This window comes from Pseudomonas sp. NPDC078700 (assembly GCF_044542375.1).
Lineage (GTDB): Bacteria > Pseudomonadota > Gammaproteobacteria > Pseudomonadales > Pseudomonadaceae > Aquipseudomonas.
Window position 1 is genome coordinate 214,440 of record NZ_JBITUI010000002.1, and the last position, 21,119, is coordinate 235,558.

Annotated in this window: 19 protein-coding genes; 6 read left to right on the forward strand and 13 right to left on the reverse strand. The window is 56.1% G+C overall.

All coding sequences use genetic code 11. From position 1 onward, the window contains the following. Positions 1-31 precede the first annotated feature (31 nt). The 3 genes from ACIGCM_RS06850 to ACIGCM_RS06860 all read right to left on the reverse strand — a co-directional run bounded on the left by ACIGCM_RS06850 (position 32) and on the right by ACIGCM_RS06860 (position 3,931). Positions 32-1,426 carry a GTPase/DUF3482 domain-containing protein gene (locus ACIGCM_RS06850; protein WP_397501297.1) on the reverse strand — a complete coding sequence of 465 codons (1,395 nt, stop codon included), beginning with the start codon at positions 1,424-1,426 and terminating at the stop codon, positions 32-34. Next, on the reverse strand, positions 1,419-2,792 hold the full coding sequence (locus ACIGCM_RS06855) for a DUF2868 domain-containing protein (protein ID WP_397501968.1): 1,374 nt from the start codon (positions 2,790-2,792) through the stop codon (positions 1,419-1,421). The genes ACIGCM_RS06850 and ACIGCM_RS06855 overlap by 8 nt, the downstream gene beginning before the upstream one ends. A gap of 89 nt (positions 2,793-2,881) precedes the next feature. Then, a complete protein-coding gene (locus ACIGCM_RS06860) occupies positions 2,882-3,931 on the reverse strand; it encodes a glycerophosphodiester phosphodiesterase (RefSeq protein WP_397501969.1) in 1,050 nt (349 codons plus the stop codon). Between the two features lie 231 nt (positions 3,932-4,162). Here ACIGCM_RS06860 and ACIGCM_RS06865 point away from each other — a divergent pair, with 231 nt between their 5' ends. Next, positions 4,163-4,690: a dihydrofolate reductase gene (locus ACIGCM_RS06865; RefSeq protein WP_397501298.1), complete on the forward strand. Its 528-nt coding sequence runs from the start codon at positions 4,163-4,165 to the stop codon at positions 4,688-4,690. 91 nt (positions 4,691-4,781) lie between these two features. Here ACIGCM_RS06865 and ggt read toward each other — a convergent pair whose 3' ends face one another. The 6 genes from ggt to ACIGCM_RS06895 form a co-directional block, all read right to left on the reverse strand. Further along, the gene (gene ggt / locus ACIGCM_RS06870; RefSeq protein ID WP_397501299.1) at positions 4,782-6,476 is read right to left on the reverse strand and encodes a gamma-glutamyltransferase; all 1,695 of its coding nucleotides are present in this window, start codon (positions 6,474-6,476) and stop codon (positions 4,782-4,784) included. A gap of 103 nt (positions 6,477-6,579) precedes the next feature. After that, positions 6,580-6,831, reverse strand: coding sequence for a YfhL family 4Fe-4S dicluster ferredoxin (locus ACIGCM_RS06875; RefSeq protein WP_397501300.1), 252 nt, complete (start codon positions 6,829-6,831; stop codon positions 6,580-6,582). A 153-nt stretch (positions 6,832-6,984) separates the two neighbouring features. Next, a complete protein-coding gene (gene coaD, locus ACIGCM_RS06880) occupies positions 6,985-7,464 on the reverse strand; it encodes a pantetheine-phosphate adenylyltransferase (RefSeq protein WP_397501301.1) in 480 nt (159 codons plus the stop codon). 147 nt (positions 7,465-7,611) lie between these two features. Further along, on the reverse strand, positions 7,612-9,207 hold the full coding sequence (locus ACIGCM_RS06885; protein ID WP_397501302.1) for a GMC family oxidoreductase N-terminal domain-containing protein: 1,596 nt from the start codon (positions 9,205-9,207) through the stop codon (positions 7,612-7,614). Positions 9,208-9,258: 51 nt separating this feature from the next. Then, positions 9,259-9,804, reverse strand: coding sequence for a twin-arginine translocation signal domain-containing protein (locus ACIGCM_RS06890; RefSeq protein ID WP_397501303.1), 546 nt, complete (start codon positions 9,802-9,804; stop codon positions 9,259-9,261). Between the two features lie 58 nt (positions 9,805-9,862). After that, the gene (locus ACIGCM_RS06895; RefSeq protein WP_397501304.1) at positions 9,863-11,293 is read right to left on the reverse strand and encodes a coniferyl aldehyde dehydrogenase; all 1,431 of its coding nucleotides are present in this window, start codon (positions 11,291-11,293) and stop codon (positions 9,863-9,865) included. 257 nt (positions 11,294-11,550) lie between these two features. On the opposite strand from ACIGCM_RS06895, the gene ACIGCM_RS06900 reads away from it, so the two are divergent. Beyond that, a complete protein-coding gene (locus tag ACIGCM_RS06900; protein WP_397501305.1) occupies positions 11,551-12,210 on the forward strand; it encodes a TetR/AcrR family transcriptional regulator in 660 nt (219 codons plus the stop codon). On the opposite strand, the gene ACIGCM_RS06905 is transcribed toward ACIGCM_RS06900, so the two are convergent. Genes ACIGCM_RS06905 through ACIGCM_RS06920 form a run of 4 tightly spaced genes read right to left on the reverse strand, consistent with a single transcriptional unit; the run spans position 12,207 to position 16,639 of the window. Continuing rightward, positions 12,207-13,199: a hydrolase gene (locus tag ACIGCM_RS06905; RefSeq protein WP_397501306.1), complete on the reverse strand. Its 993-nt coding sequence runs from the start codon at positions 13,197-13,199 to the stop codon at positions 12,207-12,209. The genes ACIGCM_RS06900 and ACIGCM_RS06905 overlap by 4 nt on opposite strands. Positions 13,200-13,228: 29 nt before the next feature. Beyond that, complete coding sequence (gene rsmD / locus ACIGCM_RS06910) at positions 13,229-13,828, reverse strand: 16S rRNA (guanine(966)-N(2))-methyltransferase RsmD (protein ID WP_397501307.1); 600 nt, start codon at positions 13,826-13,828, stop codon at positions 13,229-13,231. After that, positions 13,828-15,291 carry a M16 family metallopeptidase gene (locus ACIGCM_RS06915; RefSeq protein WP_397501308.1) on the reverse strand — a complete coding sequence of 488 codons (1,464 nt, stop codon included), beginning with the start codon at positions 15,289-15,291 and terminating at the stop codon, positions 13,828-13,830. The genes rsmD and ACIGCM_RS06915 overlap by 1 nt, the downstream gene beginning before the upstream one ends. Continuing rightward, positions 15,284-16,639, reverse strand: coding sequence for a M16 family metallopeptidase (locus ACIGCM_RS06920; protein ID WP_397501309.1), 1,356 nt, complete (start codon positions 16,637-16,639; stop codon positions 15,284-15,286). The genes ACIGCM_RS06915 and ACIGCM_RS06920 overlap by 8 nt, the downstream gene beginning before the upstream one ends. Positions 16,640-17,003: 364 nt before the next feature. Between ACIGCM_RS06920 and ftsY the strand changes: the two genes are divergently transcribed. The 4 genes from ftsY (at position 17,004) to rpoH (ending at position 21,072) form a co-directional block, all read left to right on the forward strand. Continuing rightward, entirely contained in the window at positions 17,004-18,329 is a 1,326-nt protein-coding gene (ftsY, locus tag ACIGCM_RS06925) for a signal recognition particle-docking protein FtsY (RefSeq protein ID WP_397501310.1), read from the forward strand. 92 nt (positions 18,330-18,421) lie between these two features. Continuing rightward, the gene (gene ftsE, locus ACIGCM_RS06930) at positions 18,422-19,090 is read left to right on the forward strand and encodes a cell division ATP-binding protein FtsE (RefSeq protein WP_010489490.1); all 669 of its coding nucleotides are present in this window, start codon (positions 18,422-18,424) and stop codon (positions 19,088-19,090) included. Continuing rightward, on the forward strand, positions 19,090-20,106 hold the full coding sequence (gene ftsX / locus ACIGCM_RS06935) for a permease-like cell division protein FtsX (RefSeq protein WP_397501311.1): 1,017 nt from the start codon (positions 19,090-19,092) through the stop codon (positions 20,104-20,106). The genes ftsE and ftsX overlap by 1 nt, the downstream gene beginning before the upstream one ends. A 111-nt stretch (positions 20,107-20,217) precedes the next feature. Next, positions 20,218-21,072 (forward strand): RNA polymerase sigma factor RpoH, encoded by an 855-nt coding sequence (rpoH, locus tag ACIGCM_RS06940; RefSeq protein WP_397501312.1) that lies wholly within the window; start codon positions 20,218-20,220, stop codon positions 21,070-21,072. Positions 21,073-21,119: the final 47 nt, after the last annotated feature.

Here is a 21,119-nt window from a genome sequence, read left to right on the forward strand (position 1 = left end):
AGCTGGGTCTGACGTGTCCCGGTGAGCTGCTTCAGCCTTTGCTGATTCGGTGCTTGAGCAGTTCCCGGGTCAGCTCTTCAACCCTTTCGCGGCGCTCACTGCTGCTGCGCCAACCACGCTTGTCGATACTTGACCATTGTGGATAGGCGCGGGCATCACGTAGCGCTTCGGGTAGTTTGCCTTTGCGCCAGGTGCTGTCTTGTGGCTCCGCGAGTTTTATTGCATCCATTGCCGCATGGCCGCGCTCATCCAGTGCGCTCAACAGCAGTTGCTGGCGCAGGGCCAAGAGGCGCAATACCGCGTCATCGACGGTGAGTTCGCGCTCACCCTTGATCTTGCTTTTCAGGCGTTCGCCATAACCGCGTAAGGTTTGCGCGCTCCCGCCGATCAAGGCACCGAGTGCGGCCGCTGCGCCAAGGGTAACGCCGCCAACCAGTAAGTCGATCCCCGCGCCTGTTGCCGCCCCTGCAGCCATGCCGCCGCCCACTTTGATCCCCAGTTGCTTAAGCGTTTCCGGATTGAACAGGTCATCGCCCCAGCGCCCATCGAGCAGGGGTAAGTCTTCAGCCTTGGCGTCATCTTTGCGAAAGGCATACAGCTTGAGCAGGTCTTCAACGCAGCGTTGTTCGCGTTTGCAAATATGTTCGCGTAGCGCATTGATCGCCACTTTCTCACGCTCGGGGTCCGCTGCAACGCTGCGCCGGTAAGCGGCACAGTCAATTAACAAATCAGCAATTAGTTGCACGCCCGCTTTGGCTCGGGCTTCGCGTTGTGTCTGGTGATCCATGATCAGGCGTTGCAGCTGTGGCGCGGCTTTTTCCAGTAACAGGCTCAAGCTTTCATACAAGCGCCGCTCACCGTCCACGGGAGGTGCCACGCTGTCAAAGCGCACCAGTGCATGTAAACCAATACGGGCCAGGGCTTCGCGCCACTCTTCTTCGCGATGCGCTGTGCTGGCTACAAAGTTGAGTATTGGCAGCAACGGTCGCCCGCACATGCTCAGCACTTCCAGCTCATCGCGATACTTGGCCAGTACCGGCTCACGGGCATCAATCACATACAAGCCCGCGTCGCAGGCTTGCAGTTGACGCAGCACTTTGGCCTCTTGCTCGAAGCGCTGATGGGCCTCACTGCTTTGTAGAAAACGCTCCAGCCTGGCTGGACCATCAAGGCGTTCGCCGGGGTGGTCAAGACGCTCCAGATAATCGAGTAGGGCGATTGCATCCTCCAGTCCCGGGGTGTCGTAAAGCTCCAGCAGTGCTTCACCCTCGACCGATAAGCGTGCGCCTTCAACATGCCGGGTGGTGCTGTGGCGGGGCGAAACCTCACCAAAACCAACGTCGCGAGTCAGGGTGCGCAGCAGCGAGGTCTTGCCGACATTGGTATGGCCGACCACGGCCAGTCGCAGCGCTTGGGGTTTAGTCATGACCGCTCTCCAGCCAGGTTAACGGCGCGGTGTTGCTGTGTGGCAGTTGCAAGGCGTCGAGTGCAGTGTGCCAGTCGCTTAACCGGTTACTGTCGAGTGGTTCGCCAACTGGTGGCGGCAATAGCCAGATACGTGTTGCGCCAGCACAGCGACTCAATTCGCCGAGTAAGCTCAGGGCGCCACGGTCGGGTGAGCGGCGTGGGTCGCAGGCAATCAAAAGGCGCGCCGGGGGGAAACGGGTCAGTTGTTCGAGCAAACGCTGGCGCTGCTCACGGTTGTCGATAACCCCAGCGTCGAGCACGCCTGGGGGAAGTTGGCTGGGTGGCCACTGGTATTGCGCGTCCAGTTCAATAGCCATCAACACTGCATCTTCGCTCGGGTTGGCGTTGTGACCTGCAGCAGGCTGATGCAGGAAGTCCGGGGCACTGTCGTTTACCCCTAAGCGTTCACTGCTCGGTTGCAAGCGCTCACGCAGCAGGCTGTAGCCGGGTAAGCTGGTGTCGAGCTTAAGTGCGGCGCGGCCTGTGCTCCACAGCAGCCAGCAGGCGACTGTCAGCACCAGGCGCGGAATAATGCCGTAAACCAGCAGCACTCCGACCAACCAGCCAGCCCAACTCTGGCGCGCGGCTTCGCTGAGCATGGCACTGTCGCCACTGATGCGGATCAGTTCAGCGTCTGGCAGGCTGAAGCCAAAGAGGGCGGGCAGGGCACCAATGCTTTGGGTCAGTAAGGTAAAGGTCTCGCCGCTAAGAATGGTGCTTTCCCAGACAAAACCGTAGCGTCGAGTTGCCAAGAGCAGCAGCATGCTCACCAGCGCGCTAAGCAGGGCAACGAGCCAGAAACCGTTGCTCATCACGCCCAGCGCCCAGCGGCTAAGGCGCTTGCGCTGCAGAAGAATAAGTAATGCCGGGGCGAGCTGGGCGACCTGAGCATCACGCGCCAGCTTTTCACTGAGCCATAGCCATAAACGGCCCAAAGCACCTGCGCTATTGCCTGCGAAAATTAGGCCGAGCAGCCACGCAAGTAGCATCAAAAGATTGAGTCCAAGCATGCTGCCCAGCGCCCAGAACACATTGACCGGACGCAGGCCGTCACCCAGCGCGGCGACACTCAGGCCAATACCGCTGAACACCGCAAATACCAGCATGGCCAGTAATGCCAGACGCGAGCCTTGACGCCAATGGGTCAAGGCCTGTAACTGACCATCACGTTCAGCCAGCAATAAGGCGCGATGTTGCAGGCGCTGGGCAAAGTCACCCCCGGCCATTTGCACACGGCGATTGGTTTCGCTGTCTTCAAGTGGTCCGGTGTGCTCTTCGCGCAGGCGAATAGTCTCTGTAAGCCAGAGCTTTTGCAGTTTGCTCAGGGTATTGGAAGCTGCAGTCACGCGGTATCTCGTATCAGTACTGTGTGCTAAGCATAACCGCTGAACGCTGTTTCAACTATGCCGGCAAATTATTTGCGCGGGTTTCTGAGGGTGATGCCAATGTCTGGCTGGTCCATGAATAAGCCATCGATACCGGCCTCGAGGAAAATTTTTACTTCCTGCTCAATGTCGCCACGGGCGTTTGGATCATCGCCTTTGCGCAGATTAGTCGGCAGAAAGCTGTTTTCCGCACGAAAGGTATAGGGATGTACTTTCAACTCGGCGGCATGGGCGTCTGCGACAAAACGAGTGGCGTTAGCCAGGTTGAGAGCGCCCGTGCTGTCCAAGGCAATAATCGCGCTTTTATGTGGGCCAACCCCGACGGCGTATTTGGCAACGCGCTTGAAACCCTGTGGCGTTGCCATCTGCTCGTAGGTCAGGCTGGTGCCACTGCTGAGTTGATCAAAAGGCTGGCCTTCGCCGTATAGCTGAATCAAGCGCACATCGCTGGCACGGCTCAGCTGTTTAAGGTTATTGACCTCGAATGACTGGATATAAATCGGCGCTTTGGCGCTATCCAGGCCATTTTCCTTGAGGATTTTCAGCAGCGGTTTTTCCATGCTCAACCCCTGTTGCTGAAAGTATGTGGGGTGTTTGGTTTCGATATACAGACCAATCTGCCGACCTTGGCTGCGTTGCAGGTCTTTGCTCAGGTCGATGATTTCTTGCAGCGTTGGAATCTGCATGCTGCCATTGAGCCGCGCGTTGCCGGGGCGGACAGTGGGAATTCGTTCAATGGCGCGCAGGGTCTTGAGTTCGGCCAGTGTGAAGTCCTCACTGAACCAGCCATTGAGCTCGATCCCGTCGATGCTCTTACTGCGTTTGCGCTGAGCAAACTCAGGATGTGCCGCCACATCGGTGGTCAGACCCAATTCATTGTCGTGCCGAGCAATCAGTTGGCCATCCTTGGTCATGACCAGATCGGGCTCGATATAGTCGGCCCCCAGCGTCACCGCAAGTGCGTAAGCGCCAAGGGTGTGCTCGGGTACATAACCGCTGGCGCCCCGGTGGCCAATAATCAGTGGATGGGTTTGCAGCTTGGTGCCTGGCTCAAAGTCCGCAGGTGCTGCGCTCAGCATAAAGGGTAAGCACAGCAAGCAGGTTAAAGCGCTCATGCGAGAGCAGTGTCCAGTGATTAGCTTATTGAGTGCAGGCATGCGCGTCGTCCCTGTGCGAAATGGTCGCTGAGAGAATAGTCTGCATTGGCTTTGCTGACCTTTTGTTACAGCGATCTGATTCAAGGGTTTTAACTGAGTTTGAACCATGCTGGGCAAGCTTCACCTTGTCGCGCCTTACACCGAAGCTTTGCTATGCTCGCCAGCATGAAAAATACTCTTCCTCTTTGTCTGATTGCGGCGCTCGCGGATAACCGCGTGATTGGCCTCGATAACCAAATGCCTTGGCACTTGCCGGCGGACCTCAAGCACTTCAAGGCGCTGACGCTGGGCAAGCCGATCATCATGGGGCGCAAAACCTGGGACTCGCTTGGGCGACCGTTGCCGGGCCGGCTTAACATAGTGGTCAGCCGCCAGAGCGGTTTGCAACTGGACGGCGCCGAAGTATTTGCTTCATTGGAGGCGGCGGTGCTTCGTGCCGATGCCTGGGCTCGTGAACAGGGCGTGGATGAGCTGATGTTAATTGGCGGCGCGCAACTCTATACCCAAGGGCTTGACCAAGCGCAGCGCATGTACCTGACGCGGATCAACCTGAATCCGGACGGTGATGCTTGGTTTCCTGAGTTTGCTGCGGATGCATGGCAGCAGTCATCAAGCGAAGCGCATCCGGCAACAGAAACAACCCCGCCCTATGTATTCGAAAGCTGGCAGCGCAGGGCTTAAAAACCGGGTGTTTGCCTCTTGCGTGCAAGGCCTGGTGGGTAGGCTGCGCGTTGCCGTACCCTAAGAATGCCGCCAGGTGTGCGATTTCGCTTCACGGGTTCGCTGTGGTGGGTACCTCTTTGATAATTTGCGCGGTGCCAATACCGCGCGGGTCGCTGGCTGCTTCAACCAGATTGCTGCGCTTATGCCAAAACAACACCTGTTGATTGCCATACTGGCGCTCTAGCGCTTTGAGCTGGTAGCCGCGGGCCTTGAGCTCAGAAATTTGTCTGGCGCTGAAGGTGTTCGGTTCATGCTCGATTACATCCGGCAAATACTGATGGTGATAGCGCGCCACACTCGGCCAGGTGGCAATGGGCTTACCGTCCAGATACTGCAGGATAGAGAGCAGCACCATGCTCGGAATCCGGCTGCCGCCCGGGGTGCCAAAGCTGGCGAAGTCGTCACCGCTCTCAATAAATGTTGGGCTCATGCTCGACAGCGGACGCTTGCCTGCATCCACCGCGTTCGCGCGGCTGCCAGTCAAGCCATAGGCATTTGAGCCGTCGATATCTGCAGCAAAGTCGTCCATCTCGTCGTTGAGAAGCACACCGGTTCCGGGGGCAACGAATGCTGCACCGAAGGGCAGGTTGATCGACAGCGTTGCTGAAACCGCGTTGCCATCGGCATCAAGGACGGTGAAGTGGGTGGTGTGATTGCCTTCGTGCAGTTTGCCCGCAGGGGGCAGGCTTGAGCTTGGCGTCGCGCGTTGCGGGTCAATGCTGTTGGCGAGTTGTTTCAGGTAGTCGGGGTTGAGCAACCTAGCGGCCGGGTTGCTGACAAAGTCAGGGTCACCAATTAGACCGCGGTCTCGATAAGCACGTCGTAGGGCTTCGACCACAAAGTGTGTGCGCTGAACCGGCTCGGCCTTCTGCCATGGCAGTTGTTGCAGCATCGCCAAGCTTTGAGCGATGGCAATCCCGCCTGCAGACGGAGGTGGCGCAGTGATCAGCTCGCGGCCGTCAGACAATGGGAAACGCAGCGGGGCACGTTCCACCACCTTGTATTCGCTGAGGTCGCGCAAAGTCCAGATGCCGCCCGCTTTACGGACGCCATTCACCAGTTTGTTTGCAGTTTCACCGCTGTAGAAGCCAGCCTTGCCGTCGCGGGCGATGCGTTCAAGGGTGCGTACCAGGTCGGGTTGGCGGAGCAGGCCAAACTCGCTTGGAATTTCGCCGTTGTGCAAAAAGATTCGCGCTGTTTCCGGGTCGTCACGCATTGCTGCTAAACGCCAGCTCGCTCGCTCACGGTAAACGCGGTCATAGGAGACGCCGTCACGAGCCAGGCGAATGGCTGGCAACAGTGTGTCTTTGAGTGGGAGGCGACCATAGCGCTGGGCAAGCTCAACTAGTGCGGCAGGTAAGCCGGGGATCGCAGCAGCAAGCGGGCCATTAAGGGACAGCTCTGGTTGGATTTTACCGTCGCGTCGATACAGGTTGGAGTGCGCAGCAAGAGGTGCGCGTTCGCGGGCATCGAGAAACCGATAGGTCGGCTGCTCGCCAGCCTGACGCAGCAGGAAGAAACCGCCACCGCCCAAGCCCGAGCTATATGGCTCAACCACCGCCAGTGCCGCACTGACCGCAACGGCTGCGTCAAAAGCGTTGCCGCCATGGGCTAAGGTTTCTTCGCCTGCAACTGTGGCGGCAGGGTGAGCGCTGGCCACCGCAGCTTGACCTGGTCGGGTGGCGGCTTGCAGGCTCAAAGAGCTAAGAAGGAGTAGTGCGCAGAGAAGGAGCTGTCGAGTCATGGTAACCATCGGTTGTTGTCGCAGCGAAGGTCTGACTGGAATCTAAGGCATGATTACCTGAGATCAGCCGTTACGGGGCAGGGCGACAAGATACCGCGATTAATCACGCCTTACCGGTAATGATCATGTATTTCTGCATCAGTTCATCTTTGCTCTCAACGTTGCTTTCGTCGAGTGGAATGCAATCAACCGGGCACACTTGTTGGCACTGCGGTTCGTCGTAATGGCCAACGCACTCGGTACACAGGTTCGGGTCGATAACGTAGATCTCTTCGCCTTGCGAGATAGCTGCGTTCGGGCACTCAGGTTCGCAGACGTCGCAATTGATGCAATCGTCGGTGATGATCAGGGACATGCGGTACGGCTCCTGTCGAGGCGCGAGGCTTCGACGATTTCTAACTTCGAGAGGCGAATTGTGCCGGATTGTCGCGATGGGCGCTATGGTTCATGCCAAGCTAGCGCTGCTAGCTTGGGTTCGGCAGCTTACTCAAGTGTAGCTGGGTACGGGCTACTTGTTGAAACGTTGGTTCAGCGCTTCGGCAACCGCTGGATGGACAAACTTGCTGATGTCCCCATCCAAGGCAGCAATCTCGCGGACCAGCGTAGAGGAAATAAACGAGTATTTCTCCGACGGTGTCAAAAATAGGCTTTCGACATCCGGTGCCAGTTGGCGATTCATATTGGCCAACTGAAACTCGTACTCGAAGTCAGACACTGCACGCAGGCCACGTAGGAATACATTGGCACCTTGTTCTTTGGCGAAATGCGCGAGCAGGCTGGAAAAGCCTACCACTTCAACATTTGGCAAGTGTTTGGTGACTTCTTGCGCCAGAGCCACGCGCTGCTCCAGCGGAAACAGCGGGTTTTTCTTAGGGCTGGCTGCAACGGCAATGACCACGCTGTCGAACAATTTCGAGGCGCGTTCAACCAAATCACCGTGACCTTTGGTGATGGGGTCGAAGGTGCCTGGGTATAACACTCGATTCATCGTGACGTCCTGGCGAGTCCGTTTGGGAGTCGGATGGTAGCGCAGCAGTCCGCAGCGGCCAAGTCTGAGTGCACAGATGTTGCGCTAAAACCCTACTCTAGAGGGAGCGATCCGACAAAAAAACTTTACGGATGCGCTCCAGAGGCTTCAACTGGTTTTTAGACGCTCGGCAAGCAGGCTCGAAAGTTTGGCGGTTAGCCCGTAAACAGACAGCTGTGGGTTGGCACCAATACTGGTTGGAAATAGCGAACCGTCATGGATCGATAGATTGCTCAGTTGGTGATGGCGGCCAAGGCTGTCAGTCACTGCCTGCTTCGGGTCTTCACCCATCGCGCAACCGCCCATGACATGTGCGCTGCCGAGGCGAGTGCGGTAAAGCTCCATGCTCAGGTTGTCAATCTGACTGCGCGCTTGTGCCAGCGAGGTAGCGGATTGGGCATCAGCGTGCATTGGCATCACCGATTTCGCACCCGCGGCAAATTGAATCTCGGCCATGGTATGAAATGCACGGCGAATACCATCCCAAGTGTAGTCGGTCATTTGGTAATCGAGTATTGGGCTGCCGTCACCCCGCAGTTCGACAGTACCCTCGGCGCTCTCAGGGTGGAAACCGTCACGCATAAGCGCCAGCAGCATATTGGTGTGGGGCAATTGCTCCATGCGCAGGTTGTTCTCGACGCCAAACTCACCTAGCAGCGTGCTGCTAAGCGCTGGGTGCAGAGGTGGCACCTCAAGTTTGTAGGAGAGCGGGCCTGCGGTGCCTTGATTCCACTGGAAATGGTCGGAGTAGATTGATTGCGGCGCACCATAGAAGGGGTTGATGACCTTATCGAATAAGGCCGTCGAGAAATTAACCACATGGATAAAGGTGCGTTTGCCTGCCCGTTCATGGGGGTCTGGTGCTTCAGATCGCATCAGAATGGCAGGGGTGTTGATGCCGCCACCGGCGAGAATATAGTGGCGCGCTTTGATCTTTATTTTACGTCCTGTGGGAGCCACGCAATGCTCGTCCATTGCCACACATTCAAGCCCGCTAACCTTGTTGCCGTCATGGATCAGTCGTTCGGCGCGTGCCAGGTAAAGCAGCTCTCCGCCTTTTTCCAGGGTGGCCGGAATAGTCGTCACCAGCATTGATTGTTTGGCATTGGTCGGGCAGCCCATGCCGCAGTAACCCAGATTCCAACAGCCACGGACGTTACGCGGAATGACCTTCCAGTGGTAGCCGAGCTTTTCGCAGCCACTGCGAATGACATCATTGTTGGCGTTAGGGGGTACTGCCCAGGGTGCGACACCCAGGCGCTGCTCCATTTGCTCGAACCAGGGGGCCATTTCGCTCTCGCTATGGCCTTTGACGTTGTGCTCTTTGGCCCAATGCTCAAGGGTTTGGTGTGGCGTGCGAAAACTGGATGTCCAGTTAACCAGCGTTGTGCCTCCGACGGCACGGCCCTGCAAAATGATGATGGCGCCATCCTTGCTCATGCGCCCGATACCTTCCTGATAGAGCGTCGGGTAGGCCTCGGCTTCTTGCATCTTGAAGTCGCTGCTGGTTTTGAGCGGGCCTTCTTCTACCAGCAGGACTTTGTAGCCTGCGGCGCTGAGAATCTCGGCACTGGTGCCGCCGCCTGCGCCGGTGCCGACAATGACCACATCGGCTTCTAGCGTCAGGTCTTGCTCAAGGCGTGAACCGTTGTAGGTTTTCCAGCCGCGGGCTAAGCCTTCGGCAAATAGATCAGGTACAGGCATATCAGGCAACTCTCAATTTATTCTTCTAGGAAGTACTGGCAATAAGTCTGGTTAAACAGTGGGTGGTCCCGGGTAGCCACAATTGGCCCAGGATTCGGGGCGGCCATACCAGTTCATCAAAACCAGCTTTATAAGCGAGTCATGCCCCATTTTTAACAGGCCGATAGAGCTGTTCTGCCAGCGCTCCAAAAAGTTACGCACATCTTGTGCGCTGGCATTTTCCCAGCTACCCCAAACGCCCGTAAGCGGGCCACGGGTTAGCGGCGATGCAAGTACATCGAACAACTGGGTAGTAAGTTTGAGCAGCTCTGGCGAAAGGTAGCTGAGGCTGTTGTCGAGGCTTTTGAGGGTGCCTTTCACGGCTTGGGGCATCTGTGCAAGTGGCACAGCGCCTTCCAGTATCACTGGGATGATCACGCTTAGCAGGGCAACATCATCGGCGCGCACAACGCGATAACCCTTGGCGGGCGTGCTGGCCGAGCAGCCGCTAAGGGTGACAGTAATTCCTGCTGTTGCTAATAAAGCGGTACCAATCAGGCCGTTTTTTAAAAAGCCTCTGCGGCTCAATTCGGCAGCATTCAGAGTGGTTTCTGACATTTTTTATTATTACCTTTTGACACCGCTCGCAGTGTAGCTGCGAGCGGCGATTGTTGTATTAGCGTACGAACATCTTGTAAATCAGCTTCTGAATCGACTTGCCATAAGGCGGATAGATGGTCTTGGCGGCGTTCAGTCGCTGCTTGATCAGTATCCCTTTGGCCTTGCTGAATGTCAGGAAGCCTTCATGACCGTGATAATGGCCCATGCCCGACGGCCCTATACCGCCAAACGGCATATCGTCTTGGGCAACGTGGAGCAAGGTATCGTTGATGCAGGCACCGCCTGAGTGGGTTTCATGCATTACCCGCTGCTGTTCGCGCTTGTCATAACCAAAGTAATACAAGGCCAAAGGCCGTGGGCGTTGGTTTACATAGGTGAATGCGTCTTCGATGCGTTCATAAGGCACGATGGGCAGCAGAGGGCCGAAGATTTCGTCTTGCATGATTTTCATGTCGTCATTGACATTGAGCAGCAAGGTTTGCGGCATACGCCGACCTTGAGCGTTGGCATATAACGGAATCAGTTTAGCGCCTTTGTTTTCGGCGTCGCTGAGGTAGCCATTGAGACGTGCTTGCTGACGCTCATTGATAATGGCTGTGTAGTCAGGGTTATTTTCCAGCGTCGGGTAAAACTTCAGCACCACGTTGCGGTAGGCCTCAACGAAGCCATCAACCTGATCTTTCGGCACCAGCACATAGTCAGGCGCAACGCAGGTCTGGCCGGCATTCATGGTTTTACCGAAGGCGATGCGCTCGGCTGCGTCATCAAGTGATGCATCTTTGGCGATGATTGCCGGTGATTTACCGCCTAACTCCAGGGTTACTGGCGTCAGGTTTTCCGCGGCGGCGCGCATGACATGTTTACCGATGCTGGTCGCGCCGGTGAACAGCAAGTGATCGAACGGCAGCTTAGAGAACGCCATACCCACTTCGGCTTCGCCCAGCGCAACGCTGACCAAATCTTCTGGGAACACTTTGGCGAGCAGGTCTTTGACCAGTTGTGAGGTGGCGGGGGTCGACTCGCTCATCTTGATCATGACCCGGTTGCCAGCAGCCAATGCGCCCACCAAAGGGCCGATGGCCAGAAACAGAGGGTAATTCCAGGGCACTATCACGCCGACCACACCCAGTGGTTGATAGATAACCTTGGCGGCTGCGGGCATAAACTGCAGGCCGACGCTGCGTCGTGAAGGTTTCATCCACTTTTTGATGCGTTTGGTTGCGTAATGAATGTTGTGCAGGCTGGGCATTATTTCAGCAAGCAGGGTTTCATCTGCCGAGCGGTTACTGAAATCTGTCGAGATTGCCGTAATGAGCGCTTGCTGCTCATTTTTAATCAGGTCGCACAATGCATTTAACCACTGAATACGCTGCTCGGCAGACGGCATTGGGTTGGCTTGATAAGCCTGGCGTTGCAGTGCGAGGGTGCTGTCCAACTGGTTAATCTGTTCTTGGTTTTGTTCTAGGTAAGCGACGTTGGCGACCATGATGTAAGTTCTCTGCGGTTAGGCGTGGGACCTTGTTTGGGCAGTAGCACAAGGGTAATAAATGCTGAACTGAATATTTAGAGTAATTGCTCTACAATGTCAAATAGCTTAGCGCTATAGTGGCCGTGATGTAGCTAGGTAAAAAGTTGGGTAATGCCGTGTGGTAACACGTTTGCACCCCGTACCTAGGCCTTTCGCGTAAGTCGAGTAACTCTTAGAATCTTCGACCCAAGTAATGCACTGAGATTTTGTGGCTTATGGCAGCTCCGCAGAAAACCCGCGAACGTATCATTCTGGCGAGCCTTGAGCTGTTTAATAGCCAGGGCGAGCGTAGCGTTACGACTAATCATATTGCTGAGTTTTTGGGCATTTCACCTGGCAACCTGTACTACCACTTCCGCAACAAGCAGGCGATTATTGCCGAGCTGTTTGGTCGTTATGAGGCAGATGTCGACAGCTTCTTGCGCCTGCCAGAAGGCCGTGAGCCCAGTATTAAAGACAAAAACTTCTACCTAGAGTCGCTGTTGGAGGCGATGTGGCGTTATCGCTTCTTACACCGCGACCTTGAGCACTTACTTGGCAGCGACCCCGTGCTGTCTGAGGGCTACCGACTCTTCTCGCAGCGCTGCCTGCTCAGCGCTCAGGCTATTTATAAAGGCTTTTGTGATGCCGGCATTCTGATAATGACCGCTCAGCAGGTTGAGGCATTGACCCTTAATGGCTGGATCATCCTGACGTCGTGGGTGCGTTTTCTGTGCACCTCGCAACGCACCCCTGGCGATCTTAATGAGGAGATGTTGCGGCGCGGTATTTTTCAGGTCTTGGCGCTTGAGGTTGGGTTTGTTGCCCCGCAAGCGCGGGCTGAGGTCGATGCCTTGCACCAGACCTACCATGTGCCACTCGATGCGGTGGTTTAGCGGCGACTCGCTTGTTGGCTAAACCATTGCGGAATGCGCCGCTCAAGGTAATAGCTGGGTCGCTTGGGTGAGCCTTCAATAAAACCCACGTGGCCGCCTTTTGAGTGCAGCTCAAATTCGATGCAGTTTGCCAGTTCATCAGGTTCCGGCAGGCTGTGCTCAAACACAAATGGGTCGTCCTTGGCGTGGATCAGCAGGGTCGGTGTGCAAATCTTTCCAAGAAAGTAGCGGCTCGAAGAGCGCTTGTAATAATCCTGCGCATCGCTGAAGCCGTGCAGTGGGGCGGTGACTTTGCCATCGAAATCCCAAAATGTCCGCATGCCGTCCAGTGGGCCGAGTTTTTCTATGATTGACAACTGGTCGGCCTGACCGCTGTGGCTGAACAGGCGCTGCTTGTCACGGATGTAAGCGACCATCTCACGCATGAAGTGCGCCTGGTATACCTTTGAGAAGCCCATGCCGATGCGGTCTGCGCACTGATCAAGGCGAAACGGCACAGAAACCGCAATGGCGCCTTGCAGTTGGCTGTCTTCGCCGGATTCTCCGAGGTACTTGAGCAATACGTTGCCGCCGAGGGAATAACCGGCTGCATAGAGCGGGGCCATGGGCCGTTGCGCACGCAGGTGGCTAACGGTCTCAGCCAGGTCTTCACTGGCACCGGAATGATAGCCACGGGGCAATAGGTTGGGTTCCCCTGAACATCCACGCCAATTCAGGGCGACACTGGCCCACCCCTGAGCGGCGAGGGTTTGTTGCACGCCCAGAATGTACAGCGAGTCAGATGAGCCGGTTAAACCGTGCAGCAGCAGGACTACAGGGGTGTCGGCCTGATGGGGTCCATACCAGTCCATATCAAGAAAATCACCGTCAACCAGCCACATCCGTTCGCGTCGGCGTTCGAGTTTGGGTGGCGTGCGACACATAGAGCTCCAGAGCGTCTGTAAGTGCGCGCCAGGTAGCCACCATGCAGGTTTAAAGGATGTGTTCATATGGGTTGCCAGTGGATGGGCACAGGACGCTAGGACGCGGGTGAACGTTCCCATAATGAGTAATACACTTGTCCGGATTTCTTCTCACGATGTAACCGCCAGTTACCTGGCAAGCCCAGCTTTGATGGCGCTTTCTCACTTTCACAATAGACCCAAGCATCATCGCTAAGCCAGCCGCGAGATTCGAGCAACTCGCAGGCCGGGACTAGCAAATCCTGATGGAATGGCGGGTCCAGGAAAACTAAGTCGAATGCAGTCGCCGCCTGATTTTGCAGATAATTTAGTGCATCACTTTGCAGTAACTGACCATTTTCACAGCGCAGGGTTTGCAAGTGACCGCGCAGCGATGCAACTGAGTCCGGGTTCAAGTCGAGCGCCAATGCACTCGCCGCTCCGCGCGAGAGAGCTTCCAGGTACAGCGCACCGCTACCGGTAAAGGGATCGAGTACGCGCGCGCCCTCGATGTATGGAGCCAACCAGTTGAACAGGGTTTCTCGCACACGGTCTGGCGTTGGGCGAAGGCCCTGTGCATCAGGGAACGTGAAGCGTCGTGAGCCCCACTCTCCACCGATAATACGCACATGGCCCAGCCCGCCGTGGGCACCTGTTCTGCTAGCTTGTTTGCTCATTAATGCTCCGGAACGCCCAGCGGTTGTTCGGCAGGGGTGTCTGTGGGGGGTGGCAATTCTTTCTGCGCAACTGTCGGGCCCGCGGTGACGATGACCAATGCATCTGGATCAAGGTGCTTGGCCATGGCGGCTTTGACTTGCTCGACGGTGAGCGCCTGAATCTTCTGCATAAAGGTTTCGAGGTAATCCAGCGGCAGATTATAGAAGCCGATAGCACCTAACTGGCCGACAATCGCTGAGTTGCTCGCGGTCGAAAGCGGGAAGCTACCCGCCATTTCGCGCTTGGCGTTATCCAGCTCCTTCTCGGTTGGGCCGTTCTTCAGGTAGTCGCGTAGCAAGCCTTTAACCAGCTTAAGCGTGCCTTCGCTGAGCTCTGCTCGGGTTTGCAGGTTGATCATAAACGGGCCACGCACTTGCATTGCCGTGAAGCCAGAATAAACGCCGTAGGTCAGACCCCGCTTCTCGCGAACCTCCTCCATCAGGCGTGTACCGAAGCCACCGCCACCAAAAATTTGGTTACCCATATACAGCGCAGCGTAGTCCGGGTCGGCACGGTCGATGCCCAGTTGCGCCAACATCAGGTGCGTTTGTTTGGATGGGAACTCAATGTGGTTACTGCTTGCAACTGGCTTTTGCGGTTCAGCAATAGCCGGTAATGCAGGGCCTTTTGGCAGCGCCGCAGAGACTTTTGCAGTGATGGCTTGCGCTTCACTGCGGCTCAGGTCACCGACCAGTGCAATTACCGTGTTACCGGCACTGTAGGCCTTGGCGTGGAATGCTTTGAGCTGCTCAATAGTAATGGGCGGAATTGATTTCTCGGTGCCATCACTTGGGTGGGCGTAAGGGTGCTTGCCATAGAGCTTATCAAACAACTCTATTCCAGCGAGGCTGCCCGGGTTCTGCTTCTGATATTCGAAGCCCGCCAGTACTTGGTTTTTGATCCGGGCGAATGAGTCTTTCGGGAATGTCGGCTGGCCAATGACCTGATCAAACAGGGCCAAGGCAGGTTCGCGTTCTTTTTTCGCACTCAGGCTGCGCAAGCCTACTACCGCCATGTCACGGTATGAACCGTTGCTGAAGTCTGCGCCGAGGTCTTCAAAGCCGGAAGCAATTTGACCGACATCCTTGCCTGGCACACCTTCATTGAGCATGGCGTTGGTCAGCATGGCCAGGCCTTGAGCATCGCCATCTTGGCTGCTGCCCGCAGCAAAGGTTAGGCGTAGGTCAAACATCGGCAGTTCGTGTGCTTCCACGAACAAGACCTTTGCGCCTTCACTGGTTTTCCATGTCTGGATGTCCAGTTGGCGGTGGCTGACAGTCTCACTCATTTCGCTCAGTGATTGCAGCTTGCTGCCACTTTTGGCATCGGCGGATTCAGCGTGGGCACTGAGGCTGCTGAACGAGAGCGTTGACAGCAGGGCCAAGCTCAACAGGCCTGGGCGCAGGTAGTTGGGCTTATTCATCGCTCTTCTCCTCTGGCAGAACATAGGCGACGCTGAGGCGCTCGGGAATAAAGAATTTTTTCGCAGCTTCTTGGATGTCCGCAGGCGTCACGGCTTCTAGCTCGCTGAGCTCTTTATCCATTAGCTTCCAGGACAGGCCGACTGTTTCAAGTTGGCCAATTGAGGTGGCCTGGCTAGTGATTGAATCGCGCTCATAAACCAAGCCGGCGATCACTTGTGCGCGCACGCGGGCAACTTCTTCAGCCGATGGCGGATTGTTCTGCAGGTCTTTCAACTCCTTCCAAAGACCTGCTTCGGTCTCCTCGATGGTCTTACCTTTTTGCGTGTTAGGCGTGGCCGTCAGCATGAACAGGCTATCGCCACGCGGGTAGGGGTCATACCAAGCGGAGGCACCTGAAACCAACTCTTGGGCGCGCTCAAGATGAGTCGGCAAGCGTGCGCTATAACCACCGTCGAGCAAGGCTGCAATTAAGCGCAGGGCATGCACGTTACGCGGTTTTTCAGCGGTTGCCAGGCCGGGTACGTTGAAGCCCATCATCAGGCTTGGCAGTTGGGTCTTGAGGTGCAGGGTCAGGCGGCGTTCGCCGGGTTCATCGAGGTCTTTAGGAACCTTGACTGCAGGCACGGCCCGTTTTGGAATTGAACCAAAGTATTTCTGCGCGAGCGTTTTGACTTCCGCCTCGCTGACGTCACCAACCACCACCAGCGTGGCGTTATTCGGTGCGTACCAAGACTCATACCACTGGCGCAGTTCATCGACGCTCATGCGTTGCAGGTCTGCCATCCATCCGATGGTCGGGTTGTGATAGCCGCTGGCAGGGTAGGCCATCGCCTTGAAGCGCTCGTAGGCCAAGCTGGTTGGCTTGTCGTCAGTACGCAAGCGCCGTTCTTCTTTGATCACTTCGATTTCGCGCTTGAACTCTTCGGCAGGCAATTTCAATGTGGCCATGCGGTCGGCTTCAAGCTCCATCGCGACACTCAGGCGGTCACGTGCAAGGACTTGGTAGTAGGCGGTGTAGTCATCGCTGGTAAAGGCGTTTTCTTCTGCGCCGAGGTCTCGCAAGACATGTGAAGCCTCGCCAGGACCGAGCTTACTGCTGCCTTTAAACATCATGTGCTCAAGGGCGTGGGAAAGTCCGGTGCGACCTGGTGTCTCAAAGCTGGAGCCAACCTTGTACCAGAGCTGAGAAACCACCACTGGGGCACGATGATCCTCTCGGACAATGACCTTGAGGCCATTGTCGAGGCTGAATTCATGGGTGGCTTGGGGTTCGGCGGCGAATGCTGTGAGCGGTATGCAAAGCATGCCAATCAGCAAGCCGGAAGCGCGGCGGGCAATCGTATTCATAAGGAGGTGGTCACCGAAGATAAAGGTTCGCCAGACAAGGATGACTGGAGCGCAAATCTGCGCGCCTGAAGCGTTTGAGGTTGATGGTCCGCCTGCAAGTGGGTCTTCTCCAGCTCAATCCTGCGCCTTGGTAGATCATCACACATGGAGCATTGGTTAAACAGCTACGAATAGCTACTGGTCACGAGGGCTTAGCGTCTGCAGGTCCTGAGGTGCTAGGATACTCATCCGTTTTACTGCCGACCATGCCTGTAAAAGTGACTAAAAACTACCATCGAACAGTCAGCTGCGACTATTTGTCCTGCAACTGTTGGGTTTTTAGGGCTGATACTGGCGCGTCGCTTCTTTGAGATAGCCGGCCTCCATGTTTGGTTCCAACGACGATAAGAAGACCCCAGCAGCGTCTGACACGAATACGCCCGTGCAAACTGCTGATAAAACTGCTGAAAAGAAAGGCCTGTTTGGCTGGTTGCGCAAAAAGCCGCAAGAGCCGACACCTGTTCCGGTTCAGCCTGAAACCTTGCCGCCTGCGGTAGAGCCTGCCGAGCCGAGCGCGCCAACAGTTGAGCCAGCAGAGCCAGCACCTGCACCTGTGACCGACGAGCCTGTAGCACCTGAACCCGTTGAGGTAGTTGCGTCGCCGGTAATCGAGCCTGCACCCGTACAGCAGGACACGGCCCCTCCAAGTATCGCCCAACCAAGTGTGGCCCAACCAATTGTTGCTGCCTCTGCGGCTGAGCCGGCAGTGGCGGCGGTTGAGCAAGAGAAGTCCGGTTGGTTCAATCGCCTCAAACAGGGCCTGTCGAAGACCAGTGCCGGTCTCGGTGAGGGCATGGCCGGGCTATTTCTCGGTCAGAAGACCATTGATGACGACCTGATCGACGAAATTGAGACACGTTTGCTCGTGGCTGACGTCGGTGTAGAGGCGACGACGCTGATTATCGAGAACCTTACGCAAAAAGTTGCCCGTAAGCAGCTGACCAAGGTCGATGCACTGTACAAGTCCCTGCAAGACGAGTTGGCGGCGCTGTTAAAGCCGGTTGAGCAGCCGCTGAAAATCGACAGCAGCAAGACCCCCTACGTGATTTTGGTGGTGGGCGTGAATGGTGCAGGTAAAACCACCACTATTGGCAAACTGGCGAAAAAGCTTCAGCAAGACGGTAAGAAAGTCATGCTCGCAGCGGGCGACACCTTCCGCGCGGCTGCTGTTGAGCAGTTGCAGGTTTGGGGCGAGCGTAACAGCATTCCCGTTATTGCTCAGCACACCGGGGCTGATTCTGCCTCGGTGATATTCGATGCGGTACAGGCTGCCAAATCTCGCGGTGTCGACGTCTTGATCGCTGATACAGCAGGCCGGCTGCACACCAAAGACAACCTGATGGAAGAGCTTAAAAAGGTCCGTCGGGTGATGGGTAAACTGGATGACACGGCGCCCCACGAAGTATTGCTGGTGCTAGACGCCGGAACCGGGCAGAACGCGATCAATCAAGCTAAACAATTCAATCAGACCGTGAACTTGAGCGGTTTAGTTTTGACCAAGCTGGATGGCACCGCGAAAGGCGGTGTGATCTTCGCACTGGCCAAGCAGTTCGGCCTGCCGATTCGCTATATTGGTGTCGGCGAAGGGATTGATGATTTGCGCACCTTTGTTGCAGATGACTTCGTAAAGGCGCTGTTTGCCGAGCGTTAGTTCTCGGCCTAGGATCCTTCGAAGCAGGCATCACCGTCGTTATTCGAAGGATGCTCAACTGTTTTTGGCAAAATAATTAGGACACACCCTCGATGATTCGATTCGAGCAGGTCGGTAAGCGTTACCCGAATGGACATGTCGGACTCCACGAACTCAGCTTTCGTGTGCGTCGTGGCGAGTTTTTATTCGTCACCGGCCACTCTGGCGCGGGCAAAAGTACTTTGCTGCGCCTGATCTTGGCGATGGAGCGACCAACCAGCGGCAAGCTGTTGCTGGCGGGCCAGGATCTGGGCCAGATCACCAATGCACAAATTCCTTTTCTGCGTCGCCAGATTGGTGTGGTATTCCAGAATCACCAACTGCTGTTCGACCGTAGCGTGTTCGACAACGTCGCGCTGCCGCTGCAGATCCTCGGTTTGTCCAAGGCTGAGATTGGCGAGCGGGTGGGCTCAGCGCTAGAGCGTGTGGCCCTGTCCGATAAAGCCGAACAGTTTCCCGGGGACCTTTCCACCGGTCAGCAACAGCGTGTGGGGATTGCCCGGGCCATTGTTCACCGTCCGGCCTTGCTTTTGGCCGATGAGCCAACCGGTAACCTTGACCCGCGTTTGGCGGCAGAGATCATGGGTGTATTTGAAGACATTAACCGGCTGGGCACCAGCGTGCTGATTGCCAGCCATGATTTGGCCTTGATCGCACGCATGCGTCACCGCATGCTGACATTGCAGCGCGGTCGGTTGATTGGTGATGGAGACGCCGTCTAATGAGTGCGACCCGTATGCCACCCCCGCAGCCAGCACAACGTGTTGGAGCCGCGCCGAAAAAAGCGGAACACAACAGCCTTGAAGATGGCCCGGATTTCAAAACCCAGCTGCACTCCTGGCTAGAGAACCACCGCGCCAGTCTGGCTGATAGCTTGCGCCGTCTGGCCAAGCAGCCGATTGGCAGCTTCTTTACTTGTTTGGTGATGGCGGTTGCGCTGAGCTTGCCCATGGGGCTGTCCCTGTTGCTTAACAATGTTGAGCGCTTGGGTGGTTCGTGGCAGCGCGCTGCACAGATCTCGTTATTTCTGCAAATTGATGCGAACGATGCTGATGGTCAGGCGTTGCGCGAGCAAATCGACAAGATGGACGATGTCGCGCAGACCGACTGGGTCAGTCGTGAACAAGCCCTGTCGGAGTTTCAGGAGCAATCCGGTTTAGGCCAGGCGCTCAAAGAACTACCGGAAAACCCGCTGCCTGGCGTGGTGCTGGTAACCCCGAAAGAGGTCGACAAGGTCGGCCTTGAGGCGCTGCGCGAGCGCCTTGCCGCGCTACCGAAAGTGCAGCAGGCGCAGTTGGATTTGCTTTGGGTTGAGCGCTTAACAGCCATTCTTAAGCTCGGTGAGCGGTTTATCTTCGGCCTTACGCTGTTGTTGATCATGGCGTTGTTGCTGGTTATCGGTAACACCATCCGCCTGCACATTGAAAATCGTCGCACGGAAATTGAGGTCATCAAGCTGGTTGGCGGTACAGACAGCTACGTGCGCAGGCCTTTCCTGTATATGGGCGCGCTCTATGGTTTCGGTGCCGGCGTTCTGGCTTGGCTGGTCCTTGCGTACGGCTTGCATTGGCTCGACGGGGCAGTGGTGAGGCTGGCGGATTTGTACGGCAGTGACTTCAGTTTGGGCGGTGTTGCAGTAGCCGATGGTCTATCACTACTACTCGGCGCGGTATTGCTCGGTTATATTGGCGCCTGGCTGGCGGTAGCGCGACATCTGCGCGAGCTGGCACCTAAGTGACAAGTTATTGATTTGATTGATATTGACTATTAGTAGCGGAACTTGTAGAGACGTTCTAAGTCATATCGAGCAGTGCTAAACTGCACGTGTTAAGTCGTTTGGAGGATACAAATGTCCAATTCCTTGCAACCTGTTCATGCTTTAGTTCCAGGCGCCAACCTGGAGGCTTATGTGCATGCGGTCAATAGCATTCCGCTGCTGACTCCAGAGCAGGAGCGCGAGCTGGCCGAAAGCCTCTTCTACCAACAGAATTTAGAGTCTGCTCGGCAAATGGTGCTCGCTCACCTGCGCTTTGTCGTGCATATCGCACGTAGCTACTCGGGTTATGGTTTGGCGCAAGCTGATCTGATCCAAGAGGGCAACGTCGGCCTCATGAAAGCGGTTAAGCGCTTCAACCCGGAAATGGGTGTGCGCTTGGTGTCGTTTGCTGTGCACTGGATTCGTGCAGAGATTCACGAGTTCATCCTGCGCAACTGGCGTATCGTTAAAGTGGCGACCACCAAAGCTCAACGTAAGCTGTTCTTTAACCTGCGTAGCCAAAAGAAGCGTCTGGCTTGGCTGAATAATGATGAAGTCAAGGCAGTGGCTGAAAGCCTCGGTGTTGAGCCGCGCGAAGTACGCGAAATGGAAAGCCGTCTGACGGGCCACGACATGGCCTTCGATCCCGCTGCGGACGACGATGACGACCGTGCGTTCCAGACGCCAGCGCAGTACCTTGAGGATCATCGTTACGATCCGGCTGTACAGCTTGAAGATGCTGACTGGAGCGACAGTTCTACGGCGAACCTGCACGAAGCACTGGACGGCCTGGACGAGCGCAGTCGTGACATTCTCTATCAGCGCTGGTTGTCTGAAGAGAAAGCCACGCTGCATGACCTGGCGGCTAAGTACAATGTTTCTGCTGAGCGAATTCGCCAGTTAGAGAAAAACGCGATGAGTAAGCTCAAAGGCTCTATTGCTGCATGAGCCTAGCGATTCAAGAAGCCGCACATCAGTGCGGCTTTTTTCTGCCT

Coding starts and splice junctions, on each gene's coding strand:
- ACIGCM_RS06850 (WP_397501297.1), bottom strand. CDS start 1,426: ATGACTAAACCCCAAGCGCTGCGACTGGCCGTGGTCGGCCATACCAAT.
- ACIGCM_RS06860 (WP_397501969.1), bottom strand. CDS start 3,931: ATGCTGAGCGCAGCACCTGCGGACTTTGAGCCAGGCACCAAGCTGCAA.
- ACIGCM_RS06865 (WP_397501298.1), top strand. CDS start 4,163: ATGCTCGCCAGCATGAAAAATACTCTTCCTCTTTGTCTGATTGCGGCG.
- ggt (WP_397501299.1), bottom strand. CDS start 6,476: ATGACTCGACAGCTCCTTCTCTGCGCACTACTCCTTCTTAGCTCTTTG.
- ACIGCM_RS06875 (WP_397501300.1), bottom strand. CDS start 6,831: ATGTCCCTGATCATCACCGACGATTGCATCAATTGCGACGTCTGCGAA.
- coaD (WP_397501301.1), bottom strand. CDS start 7,464: ATGAATCGAGTGTTATACCCAGGCACCTTCGACCCCATCACCAAAGGT.
- ACIGCM_RS06885 (WP_397501302.1), bottom strand. CDS start 9,207: ATGCCTGTACCTGATCTATTTGCCGAAGGCTTAGCCCGCGGCTGGAAA.
- ACIGCM_RS06890 (WP_397501303.1), bottom strand. CDS start 9,804: ATGTCAGAAACCACTCTGAATGCTGCCGAATTGAGCCGCAGAGGCTTT.
- ACIGCM_RS06895 (WP_397501304.1), bottom strand. CDS start 11,293: ATGGTCGCCAACGTCGCTTACCTAGAACAAAACCAAGAACAGATTAAC.
- ACIGCM_RS06900 (WP_397501305.1), top strand. CDS start 11,551: ATGGCAGCTCCGCAGAAAACCCGCGAACGTATCATTCTGGCGAGCCTT.
- ACIGCM_RS06905 (WP_397501306.1), bottom strand. CDS start 13,199: ATGAACACATCCTTTAAACCTGCATGGTGGCTACCTGGCGCGCACTTA.
- rsmD (WP_397501307.1), bottom strand. CDS start 13,828: ATGAGCAAACAAGCTAGCAGAACAGGTGCCCACGGCGGGCTGGGCCAT.
- ACIGCM_RS06915 (WP_397501308.1), bottom strand. CDS start 15,291: ATGAATAAGCCCAACTACCTGCGCCCAGGCCTGTTGAGCTTGGCCCTG.
- ACIGCM_RS06920 (WP_397501309.1), bottom strand. CDS start 16,639: ATGAATACGATTGCCCGCCGCGCTTCCGGCTTGCTGATTGGCATGCTT.
- ftsY (WP_397501310.1), top strand. CDS start 17,004: ATGTTTGGTTCCAACGACGATAAGAAGACCCCAGCAGCGTCTGACACG.
- ftsE (WP_010489490.1), top strand. CDS start 18,422: ATGATTCGATTCGAGCAGGTCGGTAAGCGTTACCCGAATGGACATGTC.
- ftsX (WP_397501311.1), top strand. CDS start 19,090: ATGAGTGCGACCCGTATGCCACCCCCGCAGCCAGCACAACGTGTTGGA.
- rpoH (WP_397501312.1), top strand. CDS start 20,218: ATGTCCAATTCCTTGCAACCTGTTCATGCTTTAGTTCCAGGCGCCAAC.